The organism is Acinetobacter sp. 1124_18A, assembly GCF_052824995.1.
In genome coordinates this window covers 179,663-200,355 of the sequence record NZ_VTDF01000002.1, presented here as the reverse complement: position 1 = coordinate 200,355, position 20,693 = coordinate 179,663, and the positions used below count along the sequence as shown (strand labels likewise).

The window sequence follows — 20,693 nt, the reverse complement described above, 5'->3', positions numbered from 1 at the left end:
TTTACGCTTGTTGAAAGGGGTTAATTGTAAGCCAGTGCTTTTCTACATATGCAATACACGAAGCTCGTGTATCTGGTCCATGCTGAATATCCCACCCCGATGGCACCTGATGTTGAGCAGGCCATAAACTGAACTCACCTTGTTGATTTTTTAAAACCTGAAAAGACAAACTTTCATTGTCGAAAGGATTAATATAGTTTTCCTGTAAGTTGCTCATGATATTGTTATCCTTGATGAAACAAATGGTTATAGTGAAAGAGTTTGTTGCAATGCCTTAAGCAAGTCAGTACGCCAGTTCACGGCATCATGTCCGCCTGAAAAACTGTGAAAACTCACTTGATTGAATGATTGCAATTGTTGATAAAGCTGAAGGGCATCGTCCCGCATATCGGTTTCATACGTGCCAGCACTGATATAAATTTGAGTTGTTTTTGATAATTGATGAGATAGGTTTTGAAGCAGTTCTAAAATATTACCTTTATGCTTTTGCCCTAAAATACTGTTTGAAAAATCTGACCACCAATAAGATCCAGATTGCAAAATCAGGGAAGTAAAAATGGTCGGAAACAGCAAAGCGCTATGTAAAGCACATAAACCACCTAAACTTTGACCACATAACGTAATGTCTGTTTTAGAAATAAAAGAATATTCTTTTATGAGTATTTCAATAAGTTCATCAACCAACGCCTGACTAAACGCATCATGACAACCATAATCTTGTTGGCGTTGTTGACTATTTAAACTATGAACAAAAACATAAACTGCTGGACGAATCTTATTTGAATCAGTCAAATGTTGAATTTCGGGCAGAATTGAAAGCTCTCGGCTCCACATTTGACCATCAAGCAATATGACGAGTGGCAGGTCTTCTTGAGCCGATTGATGACTAATAAAAATGTCGACCAAATAGTCTTGTTGGCATAAGCGACTTGACCATTGAAATGTCTTTGTAATTGGACAATCGTCTATGAAAGATTTTGTGTTTTCGAGTTGAATTTGATTGATGTATCGGGCCAGATGTCCCGTATAAAACTCATGTTGATTGAATGAGTCAATTTGAGAATTTTGTTTAAGCTGTGTTTGCCACCATGAGCGTCGTGTTGCCGCACAATCTGTTTCTGGTGCTTCTTCACTAGCAGTCACTACAACATAACTACCAGTCCAAGCTAGGGGCAGCTCTATTTCAAAGAAGTACACATCTGTCCCAGCTATATGGCTAAAACGATTCCACTTTTGATAGATAGAAGGGCTCTGTGAATAGATATCAATATAAACAAAGGTACTTTCTTTAGGCTCAGGACTACGCCAAACAAAGATACAGAGCGCTTTATTTTTTTGTAGATTAACTAGCGGACTACCTATTTTTTTAACGGTGTTCCACCAGACCTCACTCCCAACATTGAGTTGTTGAAATAGGGGATGTAAGGGATGAGAAAATGGCTTCATTTTGAGTCCATCTCGACAAGAAAGCGCGGTCAAATTAACAAAATGATTCTCATTAGTAAATGAAAACAATTATCATTATAATCAATAAAAAAAGATGGGTTTTGTTAAAGTTATTAAAAATCAATAAAATAAGTCGAATTCTTGGTTAATAAATAACTTGATTTAGATTGTAATCTTATGTTTGATATTTATCGCACTTGATAATAATGATAATTATTTGCAATTATGTGACGGAATTTACTATTCGAGTCAAACTGGAGTAAAACATGAGCTCTACCATCGTAGTCACAGGTGCTGCAAGAGGTATTGGAGCTGCTATTGCAAAAAAATTATTGCAGCAAGGGTATCAAGTCATCGGCATAGACCGACAGGAAAATCCCGAACAATGGGAAATCACACAAAAGATAGAAAGCAGTGAAATATCGCGTTGGCACGGCTTTCAGCAAGATATTACTGATCAAGAAACAACAGCGAAACTCATTAAAGATATTTTAAACAAACATAACGTAACGGGTTTAGTGAATGCGGCGGGCGTTTTGATTATGCGTTCTATGCTTGAAGCAAAAACAGAAGACTGGCAAACACTTTTCGCTGTAAATGTCATGGCACCCATCGCAATTAGTCAACAACTTGCCAAGCACTTTTGTGAAAAAAAGCAGGGAAGTATTGTCACGATTAGCTCGAACAGTTCACGTATGCCACGCATACAACTTGGCATGTATGCAACGAGTAAAGCTGCACTCAGCCATTACTGCCGTAATCTTGCGCTTGAAATTGCACCTCATCAAGTCAGGCTTAATATTGTTTCACCAGGCTCTACTCTAACTCAAATGCAGCAGCAGCTTTGGACAGATAATTCACCTCCATCTGCGGTAATCGATGGAGATTTAAGCCAATACCGCACTGGTATTCCACTTAGAAAACTTGCCCAGCCTGAAGATATTGCGAATACGGTCAGCTTTTTACTTTCGGATCAAGCTGCACAAATTACCATGCAAGAAATTGTGGTTGATGGAGGAGCCACTTTAGGCGTTTAAACATTCATTCATTACAACAAAATAACTGTATAAGGAGTTGCGAGATGTCGGCACAGCATCCGTATTTTATCCAACGAGAAAATTTTACTGAGAGCCGCGTTGCATTAGCCCAAGAAATTTTAAATTGTGGAAATGACGCAGGTTTTATTTTCACAACGCCAGAATACACCATCAATAGTCATCAAAAATTACGCGATATTCAAGTCGCTAAAAATAGCCTTTTAAAAGATTGGTTAGATGAAGCACGAGCTCAATTACAACTTGCAATGAATGACGGTTATAAAGACGTCAAAATTATGGGTGGTTTACCATTTTGCTCGGCAGCCGATGTCAATTTAATGCTGATGCAAAATGCAAAAATCTATCAGAAAGTACTCTATGCACAATCTGATATTGATTTCGGTTCTTTATCTTTAGAAAAGGCGGATTATTTCCCTTTAGGTGACCATTACCAACAGCAAGTTGAATATTTAGTTCAGCAAATGCAAGCAAAAAAACTCGATAAAGCCGTACTTGCTCGTATTTTGCAACTTGAGTTTGAACAAAATATTCCCGTCTCGGATTTATTTTATAACTTAGCTAAGCATAATCCCGAAGGCTATAACTATGCAGTCGCAAGACATCCTCAAAGTGAAGGATGGTTTGTCGGTGCGAGCCCAGAGCTTTTAATTGCAAAGCAAAATACAAAAATCTGGAGTAAACCGGTTGCTGGCACATTGGCTCGTGATGACGATCCAACCCTAGACCAAAATAACGCCAGAGCATTACTTGCGTCACAAAAAGATCAACATGAGCATGCACTCGTCATCGAAATGATCGCTGATGAGCTCACACCTTTCTGCAAGCAATTAAAAGTACCTAAGCAACCATCACTCATTCGTACTAAACGCCTTTGGCACTTGGCATCACACATTACTGGCGAACTTAAGCAAGCCGATACTCATGTTTTTGACTTAATTGAACGTTTACACCCAACACCTGCAATTTGTGGGGAGCCTAGTCCAATTGCTAAAGAATTAATTCAGCAACTTGAACCATTTAACCGTGAATTATTTGCAGGAACTATGGGGTGGGCAGATGAACAAGGTAATGGTGAATGGTCGGTGACTGTGCGCTGTGCCCGAATTTATCAAAATATTGCCCGTTTATTTGCTGGTGCAGGAATTGTTGAAGCTTCTCATCCACAAGCCGAACATGCTGAAACTGCGGCTAAATTTCGTACTGTACTTGATGGCTTTCAAATTTCACCAGACCAATTACTACGATAAGGAATAAATAGATGACAACAAAGAATTATTTAAAGGGCGCTGTGCCATATCCAGCAGAATTTGCTGAGATTTACCGTAAAAAAGGTTATTGGCTTGGACAAAACTTGAGTGATTTCTTGCGTGAAAGTGCTCAAAAATACTCGAAAAATATTGCGGTATATGATGGTGATAAAGCCGTCAGTTACGCTGAGTTTGATCATTTAGTTGATTACTGCACAAGCCACTTATATCAACATGGACTAAGAGCGGGTGATAAAGCGGTTGTACAAATGCCGAATCACTATCAGTTCTATGTTTTATTTTTTGCATTGATTCGGCTTGGTGCTTTACCTGTGATGTCTTTACCAGCACATCGATATGCCGAACTCAGTAGTTTTTTCAAACAAACCGAAGCAAAAGCTTATTTCTGTGCTGATTTTGGTGCACAAAAATTTGACTACCGAGAGCTTGCCGAAAAGCTTCAGCAAACTGCTCCTTGCTTACAACATATATTTGTCCTTGGAAATGCCGACAAATTTGTAGAAATTCAAAATCTATTAAAAGAAACCAATATTCTAGATGAGGCGATTGCACCGACTACGGCAGATCAGGTTGCTTTTTTACAACTTTCAGGTGGAAGTACTGGTGTTCCTAAACTGATTCCACGTACTCATGATGATTATCTCTACAGTGTGCGTGAGAGCGCAAAAATCTGCCGTCTCAATCAGGCATCACGTTTACTCATGGTTTTACCCGCGGCACATAACTTTTCAATGAGTTCGGCCGGTTCTTTAGGTATTTTTTATTCGGGCGGGGCTGTAGTTTTAGGAACTGATCCAAGCCCTGAAACTGCTTTTTCATTGATCAAAAAACACGGTGTGACAGATGCTTGCTTGGTTCCTGCTTTGGTTCGCCCGTGGATGGATAAAGCGGCAAAAGATCAAGATCCAATATTGTCGACTCTACGTTGCTTGCAAGTCGGAGGAGCGCGTTTACCCGATGCAGTTGCCACACGCTTGATTGATGAGTTTCAAGTCAATCTACAACAAGTTTTTGGCATGGCTGAAGGGCTGGTGAATTACACCCATTTTGACATGACAAAAGAGCAAATTATCCATACCCAAGGTTTAAAAATCTCATTAGATGATGAAATTTTGGTGCTGGATGATAATGATCAGCCAGTAGAAGCGGGAGAAGTAGGGCATTTACTGACTCGCGGCCCCTATACTATTCGTGGCTATTACCAAGCGCCAGAACACAATGCACGTTCTTTCACACCGGATGGTTTTTATCGCACAGGCGATTTAGTACGTATTCGCGAAGATGGCTGCATTGTTGTAGAAGGCCGTTCAAAAGAACAAATTAATCGCGCTGGTGAAAAAATTGCGACCGAAGAGGTTGAACAAGCTTTATTAACTCATCCACAAATTCGCCTAGCAGCACTAGTCGCTATGCCAGATGAGATTATGGGTGAAAAGAGCTGTGCCTTTGTTGCATGGCAAGCACAAACCGATGATCCAAGCCCAATTCGCCTTGCAATGTCAGTTCGTCAACATCTTAAGGATTATGGACTTGCCACCTATAAAATTCCCGATCGAGTCGAATTTATCGAGCAATTTCCATATACAGCTTTTGGAAAAATCGACAAAAAAAGATTACGTCAACAATTTGAAACCAACACCAATGTTCTTGCTTAAAGATAAAAAAGGAAAAATTTGATGAGTATTCCTAAAATTGCTAGTTACAGCATGCCACAAGCGCACGAATTTACAGCGAATAAAACACATTGGCAGTTGCATACCGATCGCGCTGTTTTATTAGTACATGATATGCAGCAATATTTTTTAGATTTTTATGATCAAACTCAAGCGCCTATTCCAGAGCTCATTAAAAATACCAAAGAACTGATTGAAACTGCGCGTAAGTTTAATATCCCTGTGGTCTATACTGCACAGCCTGGTAACCAGACACCTGAACATCGCCAGTTATTAACTGACTTTTGGGGCACAGGCCTAAAAGATGACCCATATATTACCCAAATTTTGCCGGAAATTACGCCTGATAAAAATGATACTGTCTTAACAAAATGGCGTTATAGCGCTTTTAAATTTTCTCCACTCGAACAACTTATGCGTGAGTCAAATCGCGATCAACTGATCATTTGTGGTGTCTATGCCCATATTGGTTGCCTTATGAGTGCCGCAGAAGCCTTTATGCTAAATATTCAGCCGTTTTTATGTGGAGATGCACTTGCTGATTTTAGCCGTGAAGAACACGATATGGCTTTAAAATATACAAGTACACGTTGTGGGCAAGTCATGACAACTCAGCAAGTCACACGAGCTTGGGTGCTTGAACAAGCTGCATCACCACTCACTGAAGAAGGTATTGTTTTGGCAGTGAGTGAACAGCTTCAGATTCCAGCATCAGACATTCAGTTAAATGATGATTTACTCATGCTTGGACTTGATTCAGTACGACTCATGACATTAGTGGGTAAATGGCAAGCTTACGGTGCACAGGTAAGTTTTGAAGATTTAGCTGAACAACCAACACTAGAAGTTTGGATTGATAAGCTAGTCGCTTAAATTGAAAGAATAAAAAATGGCAGATTTAATATCTGCCATTTTTTTTATTCTAACTTTTAAAAAGATGTATTGTCCTTTTTAATACGGCTGTTAAATCTTAAAGTTCGACTCAGCCATAGTTTGCTCATTGACCACTGGAAACTCGGTAAACTATGAACTACAACAAAGAAGAACACAGTAAATAGCGGTACGAGTAAAGTACCAAACACGACACTACCAAATACGCTCATTCCAATTTCATATCTGCTCGCAGCACCTGCACCAGTTGCAAAAATTAAAGGAACCACACCCGCGCCAAAGGCAATAGATGTCATCAAAATCGGACGTAAGCGTAGCTTTAACGCTTCACTTGCCGCATCGACTTTACTTTTTCCCTGTTTGAATGATTGAGTCGCAAACTCAACAATTAGAATTGCATTTTTACAAGATAAGCCAATACCTGTTAATAGGGCAATTTGAAAGTAAACATCGTTAGGTAACTTAAAAATCCAAGCAAAAATAATAGTGCCTGTAATGCCTAGAGGAAGCCCTAATAAAATAATAAAAGGAACTTTCCAGCTTTCATACAAGGCAGCCAGACATAAGAAAATAAACAAAATAGAAATGAGATATAAATAAATTGCTTGGCGGCTAGATTGCTGTTCTTGTAAAGAAAGACCACTCCATGCGACATCTATACCAGACTGTTTACTGACTATATCACTTAACTGTTGCATTGCCTGGCCTGAGCTAAAGCCAGAACTTACATTCGCTTCAAGTTGAATGGCAGCCAGTCCCATAAATCGGGTCAGAGCTTCTGGGCCACCTGTCCACTGACTTTGCGCAAAATGAGCGAGGGAAAGCATTCCACCAGAGTTATTGCGTACATGCCAGTAGGCTAAGTCTTCGGGTTTAGAACGAAACTCTGAATCACCTTGCATAATGATTCTCTTAATTCGACCTCGTTCAACAAAATCGCCAACATAGTTTCCACCCCAAGCAGTCGATAGTGTTGAACGAATTGCTTGTTGGTCAATTCCTAACATTTTGGCTTTATTTTGATCGAGTTGAATAAATACTTCGGCTTTATCTTCACTCACAAGAGGACTTAGATTCTCAAAGGCCGAATAATTTCGAGACTCTTTTTCTAAGGCTTTATATTGTTTAATTAATTCATCGCGCCCTTGACCATTTACATCTCTAAGCCAAAGTTCTAAAGCATCAGATTGACCTAAACCAGATACACTTGGCGGCATTCCTACCATGACTTTAGCCGGCAAGTTTTTTTGTAAATATGCTTGGGCACGTTCACGAATAGCACTCGCCGTATTGGCTTCACCTTTACGCTCATTCCAATGTTTAAGCGAAACAAAGGCCATACCTAAATTTGGGCCGCTCCCTGAAAAGTTTTGTCCATTCACGACCAGTACAGTATTAATATTTTTACCTTCGTGTTCAAAGAAATAATTATTGACGAATCTTCCAATTTCTTCGGTTTGGCTCATTGAAGCACTGTTATGCAAACTATAGGGAACAACCAGTAGTCCTTGATCTTCGTTAGGAATAAAGCTGGTAGGCAAACTGCGGTAAATCATAAATAAAATAACCGCGATGCCCACAACCAACAGACTGGAAAATACTTTAAACTGGATTAAACGAACAGATAAAAAACTAAAAGCTGATCTGACTTTTTGAAGAACAACCTCAAGTGCTTGTCCCCATTTGGGTTTTTTATTATGTTTTTTTAATAGAACTGCGCACATTGCTGGTGTGATGGTCATGGCTACAAATAGCGATAACAACATAGCCGCTGCTAATGTAATAGAAAACTGACGGTAAATCATACCCGTCGAACCACTAAAAAAAGCCATTGGTATAAATACCGCGGTTAAGACCAGCGTAATACCCACCAATGCGCCGCTAATCTCTTGCATCGACATTAAACAAGCTTCACGTACACTTAGCTGTTGTTCGTGCATAAGCCGTTCAACATTTTCCACGACTACAATGGTGTCATCAACCAATAATCCAATCGCTAAAACTAGAGCAAATAGCGTAAGGGTATTAATGCTCATCCCAAATAAATACAACACCACAAATGTGCCACTAATGACGATGGGAACTGTAATGGTTGGAATAAGAGTTGCACGCCAATTCTGTAAAAAGAGATACATGACAATAACGACAAGCACGATTGCTTCAAGCAAAGTAATCATGACCTGCTTAATTGACTCTTCAATAAACGGTGTATTGTCTCGCGGATAAACGACTTTATATCCAGCTGGTAAATGCTGGCTAAGCTGAGCCATTTTTTCTTTAATAAGAGCAGAAGTCTCGATTGCGTTGGCATCGGGGCTTAGAGAAATTCCTAAACCTGCCGATGGATAGCCATTAAGTGTATTAATACTCTCGTAATTTTCTGCCCCTAATTCGACTCTCGCGACATCTTTTAAATAAACAAGGCTACCATCAACATTTGCTTTAACCACCACCGATTTAAAGTCATCTATTGTTTTTAAACGCGAACCTGCTTTTACTTTTGCATAAATATTCTGGTCAGAAGCGGAAGGCATTGCACCAATCGAACCCGCAGCAATTTGAGTATTATAATCTTCGAGCGCCTGTTCAATATCACTCGGCACAAGTTGATAATTTCTAAGCTGATTTGGATTTAACCAAATTCGCATGGCATAACTCGAACCAAAAACATCAACCTCACCAATTCCTTGTAACTGGCTTAAAGGTTGTTCAAAGTGATTCACCATATAATCAGACAACTCAATATTGCTGGCTTTGCCTGTTTCATCATATAGCCCAACAATAAGCAGCATATCACCCGTGGTTTTCCATATATTTACGCCTTGTCTTTGAACTTCCTCTGGCAAACGGTTTAACGCAGCATTAATTCGGTTTTGTACTTGTAACTGTGCTTTATCAATATCTGTTCCAATTTTAAAGTGAATATCAATGCTACTCGTTCCCGATGATTCACTATAGGACGTAAAGTAAAGCAAATTATCCAGACCTTTGATTTGTTGTTCTAAAATTTGGGTCACGCTTTCTTCTACAGTGTCAGCAGCTGCACCACGGTAGTTTGCAACAACAGTGACACTGGGCGGAGCAAGGTTTGGATACCGTTCAATAGGCATTGCTAAAGTGGCAAAAAAACCAAAAATAAGAATAGTGATTGCAATGACAGAAACAAAGATAGGGTGATATATAAAAAATCGAGAGAGCATTGTTATGTCTACTTTAAGCTTGTTTTAAATAGGTTTTTAGGCACACGAATGTGTAATGGTAACGCTTTTTTACAGCACAAACAATAATGATTATCATTATATAACTAATAATTATTTTTATCTTGATCAGTAAAAGTCATGCGTATATGATGCTCGGCACATCATAAATGATAATAATTATCACATGGTAATCATTATCCAAAACAAGGGCCGAGAAATGACGTTAACTAAAAAGGCGCTGGTGGTCGCCATCTCAACACTGCTTCCATTCGCCGTTCAAGCAAATACAGATAGTGAACAGCAGGGCAATAACGAACCAGTTCAAAAACTTAAAACTATTGTGGTTTCAGCAGCATTAAAAGAACAAGATGTTGATAAAGCACCCGCATCGATTAGTGTGATTACTAGCGAAGAGATTGAGCGTAGTGCAGCACTCAGTCTTGCTGATGTTTTACAAAAACAGGCTGGGGTTTATAACTACAATAGTGGGCAAGATAAGATTGTTATACGAGGAATGCTCAACACATCGGGTAACTACACACTCATCTTACTCAATGGCAAACGCATGTCATCGAACGGAGCAATGTGGCGAGGTAATGACTTTGACTGGAGCGCAATTCCTTTAAATAGTATTGAACGTGTTGAAGTGATTCGTGGGCCAATGTCATCACTTTATGGTGCAGATGCCATGGGTGGTGTAATCAATATCATTACCAAAAAAGCCGAAGATGGGCTGTTTCATGGTTCGATTTTTGGGCAATATAACCGAGCCGACCGTGGAAATGGTAAAGATCAATTTCGTTACGGATTTAATTTATATGGCGGTTTAACTGACAATCTAAGTTTTACTTTGGCCGGTGACGCATATAACCGTGATGCATGGTACCGAAATGGTAAGCCAGATCCAGATGGAGCGTACTTTGTAGAAAAAGACACTAAAAATGTAAATGGTACTTTAAGCTGGAATATTAGTGACCAACAAACTTTAGACCTAGATTTGGGTTATAACAACGATAAACGCCCCCTTACCCAAGATGCTGCAACCTCAATTCAAGAATCAGAAATGAAACGTACCAATGTGGGGATTGCGCACCGCGGAAAATGGGGATGGGGTAAAACAGAAGCCTATATTGGTAAAGAAACAGCCAAAATTTATGATTACGACAGCGAGTATGATGCACCGCAAAGTCGTCAATATAAGCAAGAAAATTTAATTGGTCGTGCTTTCGCTAACTTTGATTGGCTGATGAATAACACCACAGCAGGTTTTGATTATAAAGACCAGAAAATTACCGATGTTGTGAGTTATATCGGCACTGGAAAAAACCAGCAGAAGAGCTACGGTGTATTTGTTCAAAACGATACCCACATTAACGATGCACTGACATTAACTTTAGGTGGTCGTTATGACGATTTTGATGACTTTGATGGCAAATCAACAGGCAAAGCCTATTTAACATATGAGTTAGCAGAAGGTGTCATCCTTAAAGGTGGTGTAGGACAGGCATATAAGGTTCCATCTCCAGCACAGTTAGATATCAATTATTCAATGATCTCATGTGGTGGTAGTTGCCATATTCGAGGTAACCCTAACTTAGATCCTGAAGAAAGCACCAACTATGAAGCTTCTTTAATTGTGACTCGACCAAATTGGAATGCTGGAGTTACAGTTTTCCAAAATGATGTGAAGAACCTGATTGAAGCGATTACCCTAAGTGATGGAGACCCTCGTTTAGAAGGCGATTTTAGAAAAATTTGGACCAATGTAAGCCGTGCAGAACTCAAAGGGGTTGAACTTACTGGTGGTTATGACTTCACCGATAATTTAGGTGTTAAGGCAAATGCAACTTATTTAGATGCAAAAAACAAAACTACAGGGAAAGACTTAACCGAACGACCAGAGTGGCTGGCTAATGGTTCAATTTCTTGGGCGCCAGTTGAAGATTTTCGTGTAAATGCTGGCGTAAGTTATGTGGGTAAACAAATGTACTCAGCAACTAAAGAGTTACCAGCTTATACAACTTACGACGTTACCTTTACGTCACCACTTTCACCACGTTTAACATTGGATTATGGTGTAAAAAACCTGACCGATGTTGATCTTGAAAATGAAGATGCATCATTCAATACGAAACTCTATGGACGTAATTATTTTGTAAAAGCGACTTATAGTTTCTAAGGTAAAGCTAAGCTCAAAGCCTATTCATAGGGGAATAGGCTTTGCTTTTTTATAAACAAATACCCATAATTTTCAAGCAAGTATAGACAAAATAATTTTAATAAATCTTATGCTTCTAAACATTCAGGCTAATTAATCATGACGACAACTTCAAAATCATTATTAAACGGACTACCGATAAAAAAATCGAGAATACATGTTTTTGAAATCTTAAATCAGAATCCACAAGGTTTAAGCGCAGACAATATTTATGCTCAAATTAAAAATGAATATAAAATAACGTTAGGAACGATCTATAGAATTTTATCTGAATTTGAAAATCGTAAACTCATCAAAAGAGTATTCTTAGGTAAAAGCAAAAGTATCTACAAAATTAGAAAAGATAAAATGAGCTGTAATCTGATTTATCTTAAAACATCAGAAGCCTCTAACTTTGAGCATGAGAAAGTTAATGAATTACTTCATGAAGTCATAGAGGTTATTTTTGCGAATACAGGGACTAATATCAGTAGCATTGAACTTAATCTCTATACAGAATAAAAAGTTTAGATTAAAAAAGGACAGCCTAAACTGTCCTTTTTTATTAAATTTGCTATTTGATAACTTTAATTCGAGTAGTCGATGGAATAATTAACGGGGAATTCTTTGAGTTTTCCGCAATATAGCTTTCAAGGGCATCAATATCTTGACCACCACCTACACGGTTTTGACCTTCTTTTAATACCGTAAAGTTGTCACCACCATCTGCCAAGAAGCTATTTACCGTCACGCGGTATATTTTACTGTCAACCAATGGTGAACCAGCAACCATGATGTTACTTGCTCGTGGCGAAACAGATGCATTTGCCGCATATTGATAAGTTAATTCTTTAGACGGCTGTAAAATTCTAGCTGAATTTGCATTTGCACCAGACCATTGCTGTTCAAGTACATCTCTAATTTGTTTGCCAGTTAAGCTCAAAGTCACAATAGAGTTACCAAAAGGTTGCACCGCAAAAACATCACCAAAGGTGATTTGGTTACTACTGTTAATCAGTAGATCGGCACGGACACCACCTGGGTTCATTAAGGTAAAGTCAGAGCCTTGGTTACTTGCTTTTAAGGCAGCCGTTTGTTGAGCATCTGCAATCATAATACCGAGCGGGCTTTCACCACTTTCAACTTGAGTACGACTTACTACTGCTGTTGTAGTTCCAACCACACGGCTTGAAATGGTGGTCACAGCTTGACGGTACTTATCTAAAATGGCTTCAATGCTTGGTGTTTTACTAAATTTTTGATAGAGATCGGTAAGGCTTACCGTGGTTGTGCCAGACGTATAGGCCTCGCTTTGTATAGGAACTTGTTTAGCGTCCTTCTTAATCACATCACCAGTTTTACCATCTAGTTCAACCTTGATGTCAGTAATGAGCGTGCCATATTGTCCAGCTGAGGTAAGTAAGAACGGTTTTGACGGATTTTTGGTTGCATAGTCACAAATATAAGATTGGTGTGTATGACCTGAAACAACAATATCAACTGCTGGATTAAGCTTATCCAAAATTCCTAAAATCGGGCCGCTTAAGCCATCACATGTTTTTTCATTAAACTTTGTACTTGGCGCTGCGCCTTCATGAACAACCACTACAATCGCTTCAATTCCTTGTTTTTGTAACGCAGGAATCAAAGCGTTTACCGTATCGGCTTCATCACGAAACTCAACGTCTTTAATACCAGCAGCAGAAACAATACTTGGCGTTGCTTTAAGGGTTAAACCAATAAATGCAACTGGAATTCCACCATAAGTTTTGACTTTATATGCAGGAAAGATCGTTTTACTGGCGTCATTTTTCATTGCTACGTTAGCAGCAAGGAAATCAAATTTTGCACCTCCAAAGTTTTTATTTATTTGGCAAGGCGCAGTGCTTGTATATTGCTGACATCCACCGTTCTTTAAACGGCGTAATTCATCTGTACCACGGTCAAATTCATGGTTACCGACAGCATTAAAGTCAATTTGAATATCATTCATGACTTCAATGGTCGGTTCATCTAAAAATAAAGAAGAAGTGAGCGGAGAGGCGCTAATTAAGTCGCCCGCCGAAACCACAGCGTTATTTGGATTTTCTGCTTTAAGTTTTTTAATCGCATCGGCAAAGTAACTCACACCACCCACAGGAATACGAACAGATTGAGCAGCATCATTTGGATTTGGTGCTTCAACATAACGCTTAGGTGGTTCAAGATTTCCGTGAAAGTCATTAAAAGCTAAAATATTTACAGTTTGATTGCTTCTTTGAGCAGGCGGTGCGGTGTCATTATCATCATCGTCATTACATCCAGCCAATAACGTTACTGCCAGAGAAAGTGTTGTTACTTTAAAAAGTGTTGTTAAATTTTTCATTTTTTATCATTTGATCAATTAAGACGGATAAAAAATACGCTTTTAGTATGAATGTTTGATGAAACCTCCAATAAGCAAATATGTTCGAAATATTAAAATTTGGACAAAAAACACAATTATCGAACAATATCTTGGCTAGGGGTGGTCTACAAACCCAAATTTTTTATTTAGAATAAATTTTTAATGACCTTATAAGATTTAATCAAGTGATTCATTTCACGAGATTAATATGAACCGGAGATAATTTATGCAATGGACTAAACCAGCTTTTACTGATTTACGCATTGGTTTTGAAGTTACTATGTACTTCGAAGCACGTTAATTCAGTTTCATCCAAATATGTCATAAGCCCTAGTCTTGTTCTAGGGCTTATCTCTTTCTAATAAGATATTAATTTTATGTATATTTATGTTTTAGGTTCAGCTGCTGGAGGCGGGTTCCCGCAGTGGAATTGTAATTGCCCGAACTGTCATGGTGTACGCACAGGTTCAATCCAAGCCAAAGCTCGCACTCAATCATCAATTGCTGTTTCTGAAAATGGAACAGACTGGGTTTTATTAAACGCATCACCTGATATCCGTCAACAACTTTTCGAATTTAAAGCAGCTCAACCAGCGCGTAAATTGCGTGATACAGGAATAACAAGCGTTATTTTAATGGATAGTCAGTTAGACCATACGACTGGGCTTTTAACCTTACGTGAAGGTTGTCCAATGAATGTATGGTGTACAGAAATGGTCCACCAAGATTTAACAAGCGGCTTTCCAGTATTTAATATGCTCAAACACTGGAATGGTGGTCTTCAATACAATGAAATTAATCCTAAACAAGCTTTTAAAATTGATGGTTTCGAAAATTTAGAATTTTTACCTTTAATTATTAAAAGTGCTGCGCCACCATATTCACCGCATCGACATGACCCACATGACGGCGACAACATTGCCTTAATTATCAAAGACCATAAAACACAAAAACAGTTATTTTACGCACCAGGTCTTGGAAAAATTGATGATCAAATCATGCAGATTATGCAGAGTTCAGACTGCGTCATGATTGATGGAACGCTCTGGACAGATGATGAAATGCAACAAACAGGGGTTGGTAAAAAAACTGGCCGTGAAATGGGGCATTTATACATTAGTGGGGAAGGTGGTTCGCTGTCTTATTTGAACCAACTGAGTACACCTAAAAAAGTGCTGATTCATATTAACAATACCAATCCAATTTTAAATGAAAACTCTAGCCAGTTTGCTGAGCTTAAAGCAAATGGTGTAGAAGTTGCCTATGACGGCATGCAGATTGAACTCTAAGGTGAAACATGACTCAAACACCTGAAGCTTTAACAACAGAGCAATTTAAACAAGCGATTATTGATAAGGGCCAGTATTATCATATCTATCATCCATTTCACGTGATGATGTATGAAGGCAAAGCAACTCAACAACAAATTCAGGCTTGGGTTGCAAACCGCTATTACTATCAAATTAATATTCCGCTTAAAGATGCAGCCATTATGGCAAATTGCCCAGATCAGCGCGTCCGTCAAGAATGGATTCAACGCATGATCGATCAAGATGGTGAATATCCAGATGGCGGTGGTCGAGAAGCATGGTTACGGTTAGCCGAAGCTGTGGGCTTGAGTCGTGAACAAGTGATTTCTGAAGAACTGGTATTACCAGGTGTTCGTTTTGCCGTAGATGCCTATGTGAACTTTGCACGTCGTGCCTCATGGCGGGAAGCAGCAAGTAGTTCTTTAACTGAGTTGTTTGCTCCAAAAATTCATCAATCACGTCTAGAGTCGTGGCCACAACATTACCCATGGATTGATGATAAAGGCTATGAGTATTTCCGTTCACGCTTAAGTCAGGCACGCCGTGACGTTGAACATGGCTTAACGATTACACTTGATTCATTTACGACTCATGAGCAACAAGAACGAATGCTTGAAATATTGCAGTTTAAGCTGGATATTTTATGGAGCATTTTAGATGCTTTAACACTGGCATATGTTCACAATGAAGCACCGTATCACAGTGTGACTAGCAAACGGGTTTGGCACAAAGGACTATTTAAATGAATAAAGAGCAGTTTGATTTAAACCTTGTGCCGACATGGCGACAAGGTTACCGTTTTCAGTTCGAGCCAGCTCAAAATGGTTTTGTGATTTTATATCCTGAAGGCATGATCAAGTTAAATGAAAGTGCAGGGGCAATCGGGCAATATATTGATGGGCAGCAAAATGTTTCCGGAATTATTGCCCAGTTAAAGCAAAAATTTGGTGATATTGCTGAGATTGATCAAGATGTAGTGGATTACATGCTGGTCGCAAAGCAGCAACACTGGATTGATTTAGTATGACAGAAGGTGTTGGCCTACCTTTATGGTTATTAGCGGAGTTAACTTATCGTTGTCCGCTACAATGCCCATATTGCTCAAACCCATTAGACTATGCTCAGCATAAAAATGAGCTGACCACCCAAGAGTGGTTTGATGTTTTTGATCAGGCGCGTCAGATGGGTGCTGTTCAACTTGGTTTTTCTGGCGGTGAACCATTGGTACGTCAGGATTTAGAACAACTCGTTGCACATGCTCATCAGCAAGGGTTTTATACCAACTTAATTACCTCAGGCATGGGTCTTACCGAAAAACGTATTGCTGATTTAAAACAAGCGGGTTTAGACCACATTCAAGTGAGCTTCCAAGCGAGTGATCCTGTGGTAAATGATGCCTTGGCAGGTTCAAAGCATGCTTTTGAACAAAAGTATGAAATGTGCCGACTGGTTAAGAAATACGATTATCCAATGGTACTTAACTTTGTTATTCACCGACATAACATTGACCAGATTGAACAAATCATTGAACTTTGCCTTGAGCTGAATGCCGATACAGTCGAGTTAGCAATTTGTCAGTTTTATGGTTGGGCTTTTTTAAACCGCCAAGGTTTATTACCCACACAAGAGCAACTGATACGTGCAGAACGGATTACCAATGAATATCGAGAAAAATTAAAAGCGCAAAATCATCCTTGCAAACTCATTTTTGTAGTGCCTGATTATTATGAAGAGCGACCAAAAGCCTGTATGAATGGCTGGGGTAAAATCTTCTTTACAGTTGCTCCAGATGGTATGGCGCTGCCTTGCCATGCAGCACGACAATTGCCAATTTCATTTCCAAACGTCCGTGAACATAAATTGTCAGATATTTGGTACAAATCAACTGGATTTAATCATTTCCGTGGTGATGCATGGATGCCAGACGGTTGCCGTAGTTGCCCAGATAAAGATCGAGACTTTGGTGGATGTCGTTGTCAGGCCTATATGCTGACTGGAGATGCGGCTAATGCCGATCCTGTATGTGGGAAATCGCCGTATCATCAAATGATTGAACAAGCACGTACAGAAAGTCAGTTGGCTGCACCATTGCAAAATTTAGTATTCCGTAATAGTAGAAACTCTAAATCTTTAAGTGCCACACAAAATATTCCGGTCCACACGATTACAGACATATAGCAAGTAATAGGAATGCTCATGAAGCCTAGCCATATTCCAGTTTTTGATGGGCATAATGATGCTTTAACACGCTTATGGCTAAGTGATCATCCAGATCCTGTACATGCTTTTATTCATGAACGCTTAGCGGGCCATCTTGACCTAAACCGCTGTCAACAAGCTGGTTTTATTGGAGGAATGTTCGCGATTTTTTTACCGCCATATGGCTATGTGCAACAGCATCATCCCAATAAATTATTTGATCAAAATGCTTCTGATTTTACCCAACAGCAAATTGAACAAATTTGCTTGGAACAACTCGATTTAGCTCATCAACTTGCTCAGCAGTCTAAAAATATTGAAATTTGCACATCGGTTCAAAATATTCAAGATTGCCGAGCAGAGCAAAAGCTAGCAATTGTGTTGCATATGGAAGGTGCAGAAGCTTTACAAAAAAACTCTGATTTACTCGATGTGTTTTATGAAAGAGGTCTGCGTAGTATTGGCCCACTCTGGAATAGACCGAGCCGCTTTGGACATGGTTTAAATGCTAAGTTTCCTCATTCGCCCGACACTGGAGCAGGTCTTACCAGCGATGGCAAAAGCTTTATAAAACGCTGTGCTGATAAAAAGATGGTGATTGATGTTTCACACATGAATGAACAAGCGTTTTGGAATACGGTAGATATATTGCAACAGCCTATTGTAGCAACGCACTCAAATGCGCATGCTTTATGTGCTCAAGCACGCAACTTAACTGACTCACAGCTTAAAGCAATCAGAGAAAGTAAAGGTATGGTAGGCGTAAATTTTGATGTCGCGTTTTTACGATCGGATGGACAACGCAATGCTGATACACCCATCGATGTAATTTTAGAACATTTAGAATATTTAATGGATCATTTGGGCGAGGAACATGTCGGTTTTGGCTCTGATTTTGATGGTGCACTTCTTGGTACTGAACTTGAAGATGTAACGGGGCTACATCGCTTAATTGAGCGTATGCAACAGCGTGGTTACTCTCATACCTTGATTGAAAATATATGTATGAATAATTGGGTGAGGGTGCTTAATAGAATTTTTGGACAATAATGAATGACTAAACAGAGTTAATCTACAAAATCATAAATGTTTTTTTATTGGCCGAAATGACTAAAAAAAACACAAATAGTTTAATTGTCAATCATTCGGTATATTCACTACACTCAACCTTACTAAATGTAAGAACATTTGGTATTTCAGGTCTTTTGTGGTTTTCACATTACCCATTTCTTCATGAGAAGTAGAAATGGGTTTTTTCTTATCTCAAACAAATAAACGTGATATTCGTCACAAGAATCACTAATTATTGGTATAACCACTCAACTCTGTCTTGACTAAAACTTCAGCATTAAATACATTTGTAGTGTATTAAAGATAATAAGATTGCTTAAAGCAATTCATAATACTGCTTAATCCTGAAATACAGTAAAAAGCCTATTCAAAAAATGGAATAGGCTTTTTGCTTTGTATCAAAATTTATTTTTTAACTATTACACTATTTAATTAACATAAAAATTAAATACCTTACAAAAGCGGAGCAAATGAAAGCCGTTAAATAACAAATTATGTGCTATTAATTTAAGCTGATTTCTAAAAAGTTACTCCGTCAATCGAAGAGGTGCAAAATGTTAAAGTCAATTTTAGTGATAGGAACAGGTATTGCGATTGGGATGTGTGTCTACAAGAAGAAGCAAAAGAACAGTAAGAGTTTTAACACAGATCACGATAGCGACTCAGTGACTAGTAAAGACAGGGTCCAAAATCAAGATGACGGTTCAGTTGATAACGCTGTACAAGTTTAAAATTAAATAAAAAGGGGTTCAGATAATGAACCCTTTAATTTTTATTAAAACTCACTATTATTTTGAATAGATTAACTTAAAGATAATATTTAAATTAAATAATTACTCAACTATTCATTTAATTATTACAAAAGTATGATTAAAACAAAAAAAACACTTTCATTATTAAAATTTACATATTGTATCAATGGAGCCTTTATTATTATCGATGCGGATAATAAAAATGGAGACTAGAATGTCAAAGCGCCATATTTTAAAAGAAGTAAATGCCAAAAGTATGTGTGGTATGGAAATTGTTGTTGAACAAATTTATGAAAATATTTATGAAAAAAGCTTTGTCCAAGCTGAACAAGAGCAAAGCTGGTTACCACTTTCTAAAATTGTGATTTCGGATAAAGTCATTAATTTAGATCCAGATAACAGTTTTGCTCATCCAAGAACAGGTAAGGTTTTTAAAGTCTTGAACTCTTAATAAGTTTGAGTTCACCAGCTCACTTACAAGTTATAAATTATTGAGGTGATCCCTACAGAGGTGTCACCTCAATATTTTTTAGTAAGAGCTGATTTTTCCCATTAACGCTTTAATTAAGAGAAATTGCATTTCATGACTCGTGATTAACTCAAAAATAGGGTAATTTGTTTATAAAGTTTTTAAGTAAACACTGATTTTTTATGATAATTGAGATAGAAACACATCCACTAGAACCCTTTTTACCTGAAAATGCGCGTTTACTCATGTTGGGTAGCTTTCCACCACCGCGTAATAAATGGAAGATGGATTTTTACTATCCAAATTTCCAAAATGATATGTGGCGAATTTTTGGTTTAATTTTTTTCCAAGACAAAACTTACTTTTTAAGTGAAAACCAAAAAAACTTTAATGAAGAACGTATCCGAAATTTCTTAATTGAAACAGGTATTGCAATTTTTGATACGGCTTATCAAATTAAGCGGTTGAAGGGGAATGCCGCAGATAAATTTCTGGAAATCGTAACGCCAACAGATCTTACAGTTTTGCTTCAGCAGATTCCTCTATGTCAGACCATCATGACCACTGGTGATAAAGCAACTGATACTTTAATTTCAGTTTTACCCGAGAACACTGAAAAACCACTTATAGGGACATCTACATCGACTTACTTTGCAGGACGAGATATTAATTTATATCGCTTACCATCTTCGTCTCGAGCGTATCCATTGGCGCTAGAGAAAAAAGCTGAGGCTTATCAAAAATTCTTTAAAGAGATTGGGGTTTTATAAGTC

Annotated in this window: 19 protein-coding genes and 1 pseudogene; 16 read left to right on the top strand and 4 right to left on the bottom strand. The window is 38.4% G+C overall.

What is annotated here, in order from left to right; translation table 11 throughout:
* Window position 1 precedes the first annotated feature (1 nt).
* Window positions 2-217 carry an MbtH family protein gene (locus FY048_RS05410; protein ID WP_039253723.1) on the bottom strand — a complete coding sequence of 72 codons (216 nt, stop codon included), beginning with the start codon at window positions 215-217 and terminating at the stop codon, window positions 2-4.
* Between the two features lie 29 nt (window positions 218-246).
* Window positions 247-1,446 (bottom strand): enterochelin esterase, encoded by a 1,200-nt coding sequence (fes, locus tag FY048_RS05405; protein WP_446090432.1) that lies wholly within the window; start codon window positions 1,444-1,446, stop codon window positions 247-249.
* A 266-nt stretch (window positions 1,447-1,712) separates the two neighbouring features.
* On the opposite strand from fes, the gene FY048_RS05400 reads away from it, so the two are divergent.
* The 5 genes and pseudogenes from FY048_RS05400 (at window position 1,713) to FY048_RS05380 (ending at window position 6,318) form a co-directional block, all read left to right on the top strand.
* Entirely contained in the window at window positions 1,713-2,483 is a 771-nt protein-coding gene (locus tag FY048_RS05400; RefSeq protein WP_446090431.1) for an SDR family oxidoreductase, read from the top strand.
* Window positions 2,484-2,527: 44 nt separating this feature from the next.
* Entirely contained in the window at window positions 2,528-3,751 is a 1,224-nt protein-coding gene (locus FY048_RS05395) for an isochorismate synthase (RefSeq protein ID WP_446090430.1), read from the top strand.
* Between the two features lie 11 nt (window positions 3,752-3,762).
* Window positions 3,763-5,427, top strand: a complete 1,665-nt coding sequence (locus FY048_RS05390) for a (2,3-dihydroxybenzoyl)adenylate synthase (protein ID WP_446090429.1) — start codon at window positions 3,763-3,765, stop codon at window positions 5,425-5,427.
* Window positions 5,428-5,448: 21 nt separating this feature from the next.
* A pseudogene (locus tag FY048_RS05385) lies at window positions 5,449-6,099 on the top strand (isochorismatase family protein); the annotation flags it as partial.
* Window positions 6,079-6,318: a phosphopantetheine-binding protein gene (locus FY048_RS05380; protein ID WP_446090724.1), complete on the top strand. Its 240-nt coding sequence runs from the start codon at window positions 6,079-6,081 to the stop codon at window positions 6,316-6,318. The pseudogene FY048_RS05385 and the gene FY048_RS05380, both read left to right, overlap by 21 nt.
* Before the next feature lie 56 nt (window positions 6,319-6,374).
* On the opposite strand, the gene FY048_RS05375 is transcribed toward FY048_RS05380, so the two are convergent.
* A complete protein-coding gene (locus FY048_RS05375) occupies window positions 6,375-9,536 on the bottom strand; it encodes a multidrug efflux RND transporter permease subunit (RefSeq protein ID WP_446090428.1) in 3,162 nt (1,053 codons plus the stop codon).
* A 217-nt stretch (window positions 9,537-9,753) separates the two neighbouring features.
* Between FY048_RS05375 and FY048_RS05370 the strand changes: the two genes are divergently transcribed.
* Together FY048_RS05370 and FY048_RS05365 are read left to right on the top strand one after the other, a co-directional pair.
* Window positions 9,754-11,715: a TonB-dependent receptor plug domain-containing protein gene (locus tag FY048_RS05370; RefSeq protein ID WP_446090427.1), complete on the top strand. Its 1,962-nt coding sequence runs from the start codon at window positions 9,754-9,756 to the stop codon at window positions 11,713-11,715.
* 138 nt (window positions 11,716-11,853) lie between these two features.
* Entirely contained in the window at window positions 11,854-12,255 is a 402-nt protein-coding gene (locus FY048_RS05365; protein WP_446090426.1) for a transcriptional repressor, read from the top strand.
* A gap of 52 nt (window positions 12,256-12,307) precedes the next feature.
* Here FY048_RS05365 and FY048_RS05360 read toward each other — a convergent pair whose 3' ends face one another.
* Window positions 12,308-14,098, bottom strand: coding sequence for a bifunctional metallophosphatase/5'-nucleotidase (locus tag FY048_RS05360; RefSeq protein WP_446090425.1), 1,791 nt, complete (start codon window positions 14,096-14,098; stop codon window positions 12,308-12,310).
* 247 nt (window positions 14,099-14,345) lie between these two features.
* Here FY048_RS05360 and pqqA point away from each other — a divergent pair, with 247 nt between their 5' ends.
* From pqqA to FY048_RS05315, 9 genes are all read left to right on the top strand, one after another.
* Window positions 14,346-14,420 (top strand): pyrroloquinoline quinone precursor peptide PqqA, encoded by a 75-nt coding sequence (gene pqqA / locus FY048_RS05355; RefSeq protein ID WP_001982218.1) that lies wholly within the window; start codon window positions 14,346-14,348, stop codon window positions 14,418-14,420.
* Window positions 14,421-14,496: 76 nt separating this feature from the next.
* Complete coding sequence (pqqB, locus tag FY048_RS05350) at window positions 14,497-15,408, top strand: pyrroloquinoline quinone biosynthesis protein PqqB (protein ID WP_446090424.1); 912 nt, start codon at window positions 14,497-14,499, stop codon at window positions 15,406-15,408.
* A gap of 8 nt (window positions 15,409-15,416) precedes the next feature.
* Complete coding sequence (pqqC, locus tag FY048_RS05345; protein WP_092705809.1) at window positions 15,417-16,175, top strand: pyrroloquinoline-quinone synthase PqqC; 759 nt, start codon at window positions 15,417-15,419, stop codon at window positions 16,173-16,175.
* Entirely contained in the window at window positions 16,172-16,456 is a 285-nt protein-coding gene (pqqD, locus tag FY048_RS05340) for a pyrroloquinoline quinone biosynthesis peptide chaperone PqqD (RefSeq protein ID WP_440600691.1), read from the top strand. Before pqqC ends, pqqD begins: the two co-directional genes overlap by 4 nt.
* Window positions 16,453-17,607: a pyrroloquinoline quinone biosynthesis protein PqqE gene (gene pqqE, locus FY048_RS05335; RefSeq protein WP_446090423.1), complete on the top strand. Its 1,155-nt coding sequence runs from the start codon at window positions 16,453-16,455 to the stop codon at window positions 17,605-17,607. Before pqqD ends, pqqE begins: the two co-directional genes overlap by 4 nt.
* Window positions 17,608-17,625: 18 nt before the next feature.
* Window positions 17,626-18,678, top strand: coding sequence for a dipeptidase (locus FY048_RS05330; protein ID WP_446090422.1), 1,053 nt, complete (start codon window positions 17,626-17,628; stop codon window positions 18,676-18,678).
* A 575-nt stretch (window positions 18,679-19,253) separates the two neighbouring features.
* Window positions 19,254-19,430 (top strand): hypothetical protein, encoded by a 177-nt coding sequence (locus FY048_RS05325; RefSeq protein ID WP_446090421.1) that lies wholly within the window; start codon window positions 19,254-19,256, stop codon window positions 19,428-19,430.
* 235 nt (window positions 19,431-19,665) lie between these two features.
* Window positions 19,666-19,902 (top strand): hypothetical protein, encoded by a 237-nt coding sequence (locus FY048_RS05320; protein WP_446090420.1) that lies wholly within the window; start codon window positions 19,666-19,668, stop codon window positions 19,900-19,902.
* Between the two features lie 200 nt (window positions 19,903-20,102).
* On the top strand, window positions 20,103-20,690 hold the full coding sequence (locus FY048_RS05315) for a uracil-DNA glycosylase family protein (RefSeq protein WP_446090419.1): 588 nt from the start codon (window positions 20,103-20,105) through the stop codon (window positions 20,688-20,690).
* The last annotated feature ends 3 nt before the right edge of the window (window positions 20,691-20,693 follow it).

Bases quoted from the DNA above. Each gene is read 5' to 3' on its own strand.
- pqqB (WP_446090424.1), top strand. From the start codon at position 14,497: ATGTATATTTATGTTTTAGGTTCAGCTGCTGGAGGCGGGTTCCCGCAG.
- FY048_RS05390 (WP_446090429.1), top strand. From the start codon at position 3,763: ATGACAACAAAGAATTATTTAAAGGGCGCTGTGCCATATCCAGCAGAA.
- FY048_RS05395 (WP_446090430.1), top strand. From the start codon at position 2,528: ATGTCGGCACAGCATCCGTATTTTATCCAACGAGAAAATTTTACTGAG.
- FY048_RS05365 (WP_446090426.1), top strand. From the start codon at position 11,854: ATGACGACAACTTCAAAATCATTATTAAACGGACTACCGATAAAAAAA.
- FY048_RS05370 (WP_446090427.1), top strand. From the start codon at position 9,754: ATGACGTTAACTAAAAAGGCGCTGGTGGTCGCCATCTCAACACTGCTT.
- FY048_RS05325 (WP_446090421.1), top strand. From the start codon at position 19,254: ATGTTAAAGTCAATTTTAGTGATAGGAACAGGTATTGCGATTGGGATG.
- FY048_RS05360 (WP_446090425.1), bottom strand. From the start codon at position 14,098: ATGAAAAATTTAACAACACTTTTTAAAGTAACAACACTTTCTCTGGCA.
- FY048_RS05315 (WP_446090419.1), top strand. From the start codon at position 20,103: ATGATAATTGAGATAGAAACACATCCACTAGAACCCTTTTTACCTGAA.
- pqqD (WP_440600691.1), top strand. From the start codon at position 16,172: ATGAATAAAGAGCAGTTTGATTTAAACCTTGTGCCGACATGGCGACAA.
- FY048_RS05330 (WP_446090422.1), top strand. From the start codon at position 17,626: ATGAAGCCTAGCCATATTCCAGTTTTTGATGGGCATAATGATGCTTTA.
- pqqE (WP_446090423.1), top strand. From the start codon at position 16,453: ATGACAGAAGGTGTTGGCCTACCTTTATGGTTATTAGCGGAGTTAACT.
- FY048_RS05400 (WP_446090431.1), top strand. From the start codon at position 1,713: ATGAGCTCTACCATCGTAGTCACAGGTGCTGCAAGAGGTATTGGAGCT.
- FY048_RS05410 (WP_039253723.1), bottom strand. From the start codon at position 217: ATGAGCAACTTACAGGAAAACTATATTAATCCTTTCGACAATGAAAGT.
- FY048_RS05375 (WP_446090428.1), bottom strand. From the start codon at position 9,536: ATGCTCTCTCGATTTTTTATATATCACCCTATCTTTGTTTCTGTCATT.
- FY048_RS05320 (WP_446090420.1), top strand. From the start codon at position 19,666: ATGTCAAAGCGCCATATTTTAAAAGAAGTAAATGCCAAAAGTATGTGT.
- pqqC (WP_092705809.1), top strand. From the start codon at position 15,417: ATGACTCAAACACCTGAAGCTTTAACAACAGAGCAATTTAAACAAGCG.
- fes (WP_446090432.1), bottom strand. From the start codon at position 1,446: ATGAAGCCATTTTCTCATCCCTTACATCCCCTATTTCAACAACTCAAT.